Raw genomic sequence first — 7,397 nt, 5'->3', positions numbered from 1 at the left:
TGGGCGGTGAGGGTTGGGCGGTGAGGGTTGGGCGGTGAGGGTTGGGCGGTGTGGGTTGGGCGGTGTGGGTTGGGCGGTGAGGGTTGGGCGGTGAGGAGCCGGGGGCTTGGGGCCCGGGGGGCGGGGGTGGGGATCAGGTGTCGTCGGGGCGGGGGGTGTCTACGGCGGGGAGGCAGACGCGGTCGCGGCCGGATTCCTTGGCGCGGTAGAGGGCGAGGTCGGCGGCTGCGAGCAGTTCGATGAGATCTTCGCCGTGGGTGCGGAAGAGCGCGACGCCGACCGAGACCGTGACCGTGACGGTGCCCTCCTCCGCGGGGACGGCGAGGCGGCGGACGCGGCCGCGCAGGCGCTCGGCCACCCGGCACGCCTCGACGGTGTCGGCGCCCGGCAGCAGGACCACGAACTCCTCGCCGCCGAACCGGCCCACCACGTCGTAGTCGCGCAGCTGGTGGCAGAGGGTGCTGGCCACGCCGACGAGCACCTGGTCGCCGATCAAGTGGCCGTGGGTGTCGTTCACCCGTTTGAAGTGGTCGATGTCGATCAGCAGCAGCGCGAGGGCGTCGTGGGTGCGCTGGGCCCGGGACAGCTCGGTGTCGGCCTCCCGCTGCCAGGCCGCCGCGTTCAGCAGGCCGGTCTTGGCGTCGGTGCGCGCGGCGGCCTGCAGCTGCTGGTGCATCAGGCTGCGCTGCAGCAGCATCACCGGCGGCAGCGCCAGCACCAGCAGCCCGAGCGTCAGCGCGCTCGTGATCGCGACGAGGATGCCGACGCACAGCTCGACCACGTCCAGCAGCAGGCTCTCGCGCGTCCAGAGGACGTCCCGCCAGCGGCTCTCCGGGTTGGCGGCGTGCGCGGCCACCGCGACCAGCGCCGTGTTCACGATGGTGAACAGCGCCGCGCACCCCACCGCCGCCGGGATGCCCGGATACGCCTCCACCACCCATTGCGGTGCGCCCGCCAGCGGGTGTGGCACCACCACGTGGAACACCAGCGACGCGCATGCTCCGGCTATGCCGAGCGCCGAGGCGACCAGGCCCCTCCGGTAGACCAGGGTCCGGCGCACCCGGAACTGCAGGAGCGCCTGCAGGGGGATCGGGATCAGCAGCGCGTACAGCGGCGGCAGCAGCAGCGCCACGGGCAGCCACCAGGCCGACAGCAGGTCCCGCGCCACCCCCGCCGGCATGCCGAGGCGGCGGGTGGCCTCGATGCAGACCGCGCCGCACGCCAGCAGCGCCGCGAAGGTCGCCAGGTCGTGGAGCCGGAAGGGCGTGCGGAACAGCAGGGCGACGATCAACCCCAGATGGACGGCGACGACCGCCGGCACATAGACCACGAGCAGGGACGGACGCCCCAGAAGCGATCGGCGGCGGGGCACGCGGGTGAGTTCCCCGCCCCGGTCCTCGGCGGACGACTGCACTGCCGTCATCCTTCCCCCTTACACGCATCACGTTGTGTAACACGATAGTTGCAACGTGTGCGGAACGGGCGGGAAACAGGTACCTTCGGTAGGGCACATGCTGGTGACCGTTCTGGGCACCATGCATAGGAGGCCGCGGATCGGCGGACCTCGGCACATCCTGAGGGGGGCAACACCATGCGCGGCGTTTCCTGGATCTAGGCGGGCCGCAGGACCCCGACGGTGCGGGGGCGAAGACCGGCAGCGATCGATCTGTCGGCCCCGCCCCCGTCCGCTCAAGTCCGGTACCCCGAATCCCGGACGCCCAGGCGCCCGCCGCCGCATCGCGCATACTTCACCTCACTCATCGCATGGGCGCCTTCACGCATCGCCACCCTGGTCGAATCGATGCCTCGCTCTTATGAGCTTTTGGGGCGGTGCTGCGGCGGCTTTCCGTTCGCAGAGGCCGACCGACGCCTGGGTACTGATCGCCGGCCTGGTCAGGCGGCTTGGGGGGCGGGTTCGGCGGGGATCCCGCCTTCGGCGTCGGGCGGGGCCGTCAGGGCCCACTGGTCCGCGGCGTCGCGGGCGGCCTGGCGGTCCTCGTCGGTGAGGGCGCCGCCCCGCTGGACGGGGCGGAAGTCGGCCGTGCCCCGGCCCAGGTCGTGGCCGACGGTGTTGGCCTCGATCTCGGCGGAGAACCGCCACTGGCCGTCGCGCTCGTACTGGCGGACGCGGAGCCGGCCGGTGACCAGGACGGGCGTGCCGCGCCGGAAGTCGGAGGCGTTGACGTTGTCGGCGAGGCCGCGCCAGCAGTTGACGGTCAGGAACATGGTGTCGAGGTCCTGCCAGGAGCCGGCCTCGCGGTCGTAGCGGCGGGGCGTGCACCCGACCCGCAGGGACAGGAACGGCGTGCCGTTGCCGGTGACGGTGTAGTAGGGCTCGGCGGCGGTCCAGCCGATGACGGTGACGTGCGCTTCGTTCACGGGTCCTCCGTTGGTTCGCGACTTACAGAACCAACGGTGCCCGAGCCGTTACCGTCCGCGACAGCCCTGCGGGAAATGTGGATAACTACGCGGGCGGGCGCCCCAAGGCGACGTCCACGTCGTGTCGGAAGCCCGCGTAGACGCGCAGGTCGGCGGCGACGGGTTCGAGGACCTTGTCACGGGCGACGCGCTCGATGCCCTCGCGCATGTGCTCTTCCATCTTGTCGCCGTGCTTGGCGGAGGAGAGCGCGACGAGGTTGCGGCAGGCGGACGAGGTGAGCCAGCCCATGCCGAGGGTGCAGACGACCAGGACGGCGACGTACGGGATGAGCCCCGACCTGCCGATGAGGCCGCTCGGGTCGTCCCCGCCGACCTTGAGAACGCCGTAGGCGACCAGGACGCCGATCCAGACGACGCTGAGGACGGCGACCAGGATCAGGAAGTACTGCCAGGTCTTGACCAGCCACCACCAGCGCGGCACCTGGTTGAAGGTGGGCAGCGCCTCCTTGAGGGACTCGCCGAGCGCCTCGGGGATCTCGGTGGCGTGCGAGCGGGCGGCGGCGCGGACGGAGCGGGCCCAGTGCACGGGCAGCTCGCCGGTGATGCCGTCGGTGACGCCGGCCAGGGCGTTGTCCACGTCGCCCTGCTGGGCGCCGATGGGGCCGGTGAAGGCGTTGCGGAGCTCCTCGCGCAGCTCGGTGAGGCGCATCCGGCGCAGCGGGTCCGAGCGGAGCCGGGTGATCAGGGCGCTGACGGGCCAGCCGACGAAGTCGGCGGCGCGCAGCTCGTAGGCGCTCTCCATGGCCTCGGCGACGGCGGGCGCGCCGGCGGCGTCGGTGAGGGCCTGGACGAGTTCGGTGCGGCGGCCCTCGTCGACGCCGGTGGGGGGCTCGGCGTCGAAGCGGTGCTCGGCGAAGCGCTCGGCGATCCGGTCGACGTCGGCGGCGAGGCGCTCGCTGCGGGCCCGGCGGGCGGCGACGGTGTCGACGAGGACGTCGCGGAAGCCGTGCACGCCGTCCTCGGCGACGGCGGAGGTGGTGATGATGCGCGGCTGGGCGAGGCCCTCGGCCTCCAGGAGGCGGCGCAGGTCGGCGACGCAGTCGTCGATCTCGTCGGGGGCGAGCCGGTCGACCTGGTTGAGGACGATCAGCGTGACGCCGGCGTACCGGGCGAACGGGACGATGTAGTTGCGGTGCAGGGCGGCGTCGGCGTACTTCTGCGGGTCGACGACCCAGACGAGCAGGTCGGCGATCGCCACGAACCGGTCGACCTCGGCACGGTGCATGGCCTGGATGGAGTCGTGGTCGGGCAGGTCGAGCAGGACGAGGCCCTGCAGGGAGCTGTCGGCGCGCTCCAGGTCGAGGGCGCTGGCGCGGGCGTAGCGGCGCCGCTTGTCGACGTCGAGCCAGTCCAGCAGGGGGCCGGCGCCGTCGAGGCCCCAGACGCAGGCGTGCGCCTTGGAGGTCATGGGGCGGCGCATGCCGGTGGGCGAGAGCTCCAGCCCGCAGATGGCGTTGAACAGCGAGGACTTGCCGCTGCCGGTGCCGCCGGCGAGGGTGACGACGGTGTGCTCGCCGGACAGCCGCAGCCGCTGCCCGGCCCGGTCGAGCAGCGCTCCGGCGTCGTCGAGGAGCGGCCGGTCCAGCCGTCCGGTGCCGGCCTCGACGAGGCGGTCCAGGCCGTTGAGCCGGTCGGTGAGGGTGGGGGCGGCGGGCTCGGCGCGCTCGGCGGGCACCGCCGGGGGCGCGCCGGGGACGTCCGTGGCGGGGACCGGGATGCCGCCGGGGCTCGTCGGCGAGCCGGCGGGCAGGGCCGAGGTGGTCATCGGGCGACCTCGAGGTTGTAGGTGGCCTGGTACAGCTGGACGGGGACGGTCTCGTCGGGGAGGCCGGCGCCGTCGAGCACCTGCCCGAACCGGATGGCCTCCTCGTCGAACAGCATCCCGATGCGGCTGCGCAGGTCGGCGCGGGCCTTGGCGCCCATGCCGCGCAGCGACTCGGCGCCGAACAGCGCCTTCAGCAGCCGCTGCGGGACGGCGCTGTTGCCGCCCTCGACGGCCACGTCGGAGGTGCCGTAGCCGAGCAGTCCTATCGTCAGGACGAGGGAGACCGCCTCGGTGTCGAACGAGACGAGCTTGGCGACCGAGCGCTTGGTCACGCCCTCGGTGCGGATCAGCTCCTGGACGTGGTCCTGCCAGGCGCTGACGGCCCGGGTGACGCGGCGCGACAGCTCCGGGGAGACGTGCCCGATCTCGTCGCCGCGCCCGGCGAGCACCGTGCCGCCGGCGGGGTGGGCGCGCCAGCGGGCGACGACCTGCTCGGCGCCGTGCTCGGCGGTCGACATGATCAGCGATTCGAGGCCGCTGCGCAGCGCGGCCTTGAGCGCGCGCACACGGGCGGGGCTGCGGTGGCGCCGGTTGGAGCCCCGGCCGCGGCGCGCGCGCTGGACGTGCAGGGCGCGCAGCAGGTCGCCGGTGCCGGCGAAGTCCTGCCAGCGGGCGAGGACCTCGCCGCGCAGCAGGGAGCCGTTGCGGGTGGCCTCGTCGAGTTCGGCGAGGGCGGTGCCGTAGGCGGCCTCGACCTGCTGGGCGAGCTCGGCGCGCTGCTCGACCTGCGCCTCGACCTGGCGGGCCAGCTCGGGGACGCGGGTGCGGAAGCTGTCGAGGACGGCGGCGAGGGTGTCGCTGATGACGACCTCGCGGTCCTCGACGTCCTCGGCGACGCCGATGAGCCAGTCGCGGATGTCCTCGACGGTCTCCTCGGGGAGCCGGCTCTCCTCGATCCGGGTCTCAGGGATCGTGAAGCGGCGGGCGTCGCCGACCTCGTGCTCGTCGAGCATCTCGCCGAAGTGCTCGACGACGTCGGAGCTGCCCTGCCCGACCGATCCGGCGCGCCCGCCGGGGCCGTCGCCCTGCGGGACGCGGGAGAGCACGACGCCGATGGTGGCGCCGTTCTCCTTGGCGCGCTGGAGCATCTGCCACACCTGCGCGTCGGCGTAGCGGGCGGCGGTGGTGACGCACAGCCACAGGTCGGCGGCCGCCATCAGCTTGGTGGCGAACTCGTAGTGGTCCTCGAAGACCGAGTCGAAGTCGGGGCTGTCGAGCAGCGCCAGGCCGGGCGGGAGGGCCTCGCTGGCGATGATGACCAGCTGGTCGCCCGCGATGGCGTCGGGCGCCGGGCCGCGGACGCGGCCCATCCCGGGCAGCAGCGGCCCCTCCATGAACCACTGCACGTGGTCGGGATGGCAGACCAGGATCGGGCTGCTGGTGGTGGGGCGGAGCACGCCGGTGGCGCTCACGCGGGCCCCGACGAGCGTGTTGACCAGCGTGGACTTGCCCGCGCCCGTCGACCCGCCGAGCACCACCAGCATCGGCGCGCCCGCCGCCTGGAGGCGGGGCAGGACGTAGTCGTCGAGCTGGTTGCGCAGCTCGTCGCGGGCCTCGCGGGCCTCCTCGACGCCGGGCACGTCGAGCAGGAAGTCGAAGGCGCCGAGCTGCTCGCGCAGCGCGGTCAGCGCTCTGACCAGCTCGCCCTGCCGGACCGTCGCGGCGCCGGACGGCGGGTGCTCTTCGGGCATGGCTTTCCGGGACGCGGGCTTCGCGGAGTCCTCGCCTCCGCGTCCGGTGCCCGCCTCCTCGTCGTGGACCGCGCTTCGCTCTGCGGGGGGTGTCACGGATCCCGTCCCAAGTCGGCTCGAATCATGTCGATCTCTCGCGCCACGTCGACCACGTCGCCCACGACCACGATCGCCGGGGGCCGGACTCCGCCGGCGGCCATCTCGTCGGCCACGGTGCCCAGTGTCGCGGTCAGCGTCCGCTGGCCCGGGAGGGTGCCGTCCTGGATGACGGCGACCGGCGTGTCGGACGACCGACCATAGCGCACCAGGGCGGGCGCGATGAGCGCCATCCGCTCCACCGCCATGAGCAGTACGAGCGTCCCGTGGGCGCGGCCGAGCGCCTCCCAGTCGACGGTGGACTCGGGGTGCCCCGGCGGGACGTGCGCGGAGACGACGTGGAACTCCTGCGCGACGCCGCGGTGGGTCACCGGGATGCCGGCCGCGGACGGCACCGCGACCGAGCTGCTGATCCCGGGGACCACCGTGACCGGGACGCCGTTGCGGGCGCAGTGCAGCGCCTCCTCGCCGCCGCGGCCGAAGACGAAGGGGTCGCCGCCCTTGAGGCGGACGACGAACTTCCCCTGCTTCGCGTGCTCGACGAGGTAGTCGTTGATCTTGTCCTGGGTGACGGTCCGGCCGTAGGGGATCTTCGCGGCGTCGATCACCTCGACGTCGGCGGCCAGCTCGTCCAGCAGCCCGCCGGGGGCGAGCCGGTCGGTGACGACGACGTCGGCCATCGCGAGCAGCTGCCGGCCGCGGACGGTGATCAGGCCCGGGTCGCCGGGGCCGCCGCCGACCAGCGCGACACCGGACGGCTTGCGCCGGGAGTGCCGGGACTCCAGGGCGCCGTCGCGGAGCCCGTCCACCACGGCGTCGCGGATGCCGGCGGCGCGGCGCGGGTCGCCGCCGAGCAGCACCCCGACGGTGGCGTCGCCGGCCTGCCCGCTCGCGGGCGTCCAGGCCGGGGACGACTCGGCGTCGTCGGCCCGCACCGACCAGATCCGGGCGGCCTCCGCGTCGGCGACGACGTCCCCGTTGACCTTGGCGTCGTCGGTGACGGCCTGCACCAGCCAGGCGCCCGCGCAGTCGCCGCGCCGGTAGGGGCGCGCGTGCCAGGCGATGCGGCCCGCCTCGGCGAGGCCCTGCAGCGAGGCGGTCACCTCGGGCGAGACGAGGACGACCTCGGCGCCCGCGTCCAGCAGCGCGGGGACGCGGCGCTGCGCGACCCGGCCGCCGCCGACGACGAGGACGCGTCGCCCTCGAAGGCGCAGACCTAGCAGGTACGGGGGCACGTGGTGATTCTTTCGGACGCCGGTGACGGACAAGTGTCTTTGCGGAACAAAGGTACTCGGGTTGGCGAGTTCATGGAGAGGGGCTCCGGCCGTTCGATAGCCGAGCGTGAC

At 73.7% G+C, this 7,397-nt stretch carries 5 protein-coding genes; all 5 read right to left on the bottom strand.

Annotated features, from left to right (window positions below; genetic code table 11):
- Positions 1-133 precede the first annotated feature (133 nt).
- The gene (locus ABT299_RS04650) at positions 134-1,423 is read right to left on the bottom strand and encodes a sensor domain-containing diguanylate cyclase (RefSeq protein ID WP_190864234.1); all 1,290 of its coding nucleotides are present in this window, start codon (positions 1,421-1,423) and stop codon (positions 134-136) included.
- A 470-nt stretch (positions 1,424-1,893) separates the two neighbouring features.
- Positions 1,894-2,379 carry a single-stranded DNA-binding protein gene (locus ABT299_RS04645; protein ID WP_387029043.1) on the bottom strand — a complete coding sequence of 162 codons (486 nt, stop codon included), beginning with the start codon at positions 2,377-2,379 and terminating at the stop codon, positions 1,894-1,896.
- A gap of 85 nt (positions 2,380-2,464) precedes the next feature.
- On the bottom strand, positions 2,465-4,204 hold the full coding sequence (locus ABT299_RS04640; protein ID WP_500249768.1) for a GTPase family protein: 1,740 nt from the start codon (positions 4,202-4,204) through the stop codon (positions 2,465-2,467).
- Entirely contained in the window at positions 4,201-6,051 is a 1,851-nt protein-coding gene (locus tag ABT299_RS04635; protein ID WP_500249767.1) for a GTPase family protein, read from the bottom strand. The genes ABT299_RS04640 and ABT299_RS04635 overlap by 4 nt, the downstream gene beginning before the upstream one ends.
- Positions 6,048-7,286 (bottom strand): uroporphyrinogen-III C-methyltransferase, encoded by a 1,239-nt coding sequence (gene cobA, locus ABT299_RS04630; protein ID WP_190864239.1) that lies wholly within the window; start codon positions 7,284-7,286, stop codon positions 6,048-6,050. The genes ABT299_RS04635 and cobA overlap by 4 nt, the downstream gene beginning before the upstream one ends.
- Positions 7,287-7,397 lie beyond the last annotated feature (111 nt).

The organism is Spirillospora sp. NPDC000708, assembly GCF_040299565.1.
Lineage (GTDB): Bacteria > Actinomycetota > Actinomycetes > Streptosporangiales > Streptosporangiaceae > Spirillospora.
Note: the sequence above shows the minus strand (reverse complement) of the source record. Positions and strands in the feature narration are given on the sequence as shown.

What these genes read in the sequence shown, in the direction of transcription:
- ABT299_RS04640 (WP_500249768.1), bottom strand. Translation starts at nt 4,204, where the DNA reads ATGACCACCTCGGCCCTGCCCGCCGGCTCGCCGACGAGCCCCGGCGGC.
- ABT299_RS04650 (WP_190864234.1), bottom strand. Translation starts at nt 1,423, where the DNA reads ATGACGGCAGTGCAGTCGTCCGCCGAGGACCGGGGCGGGGAACTCACC.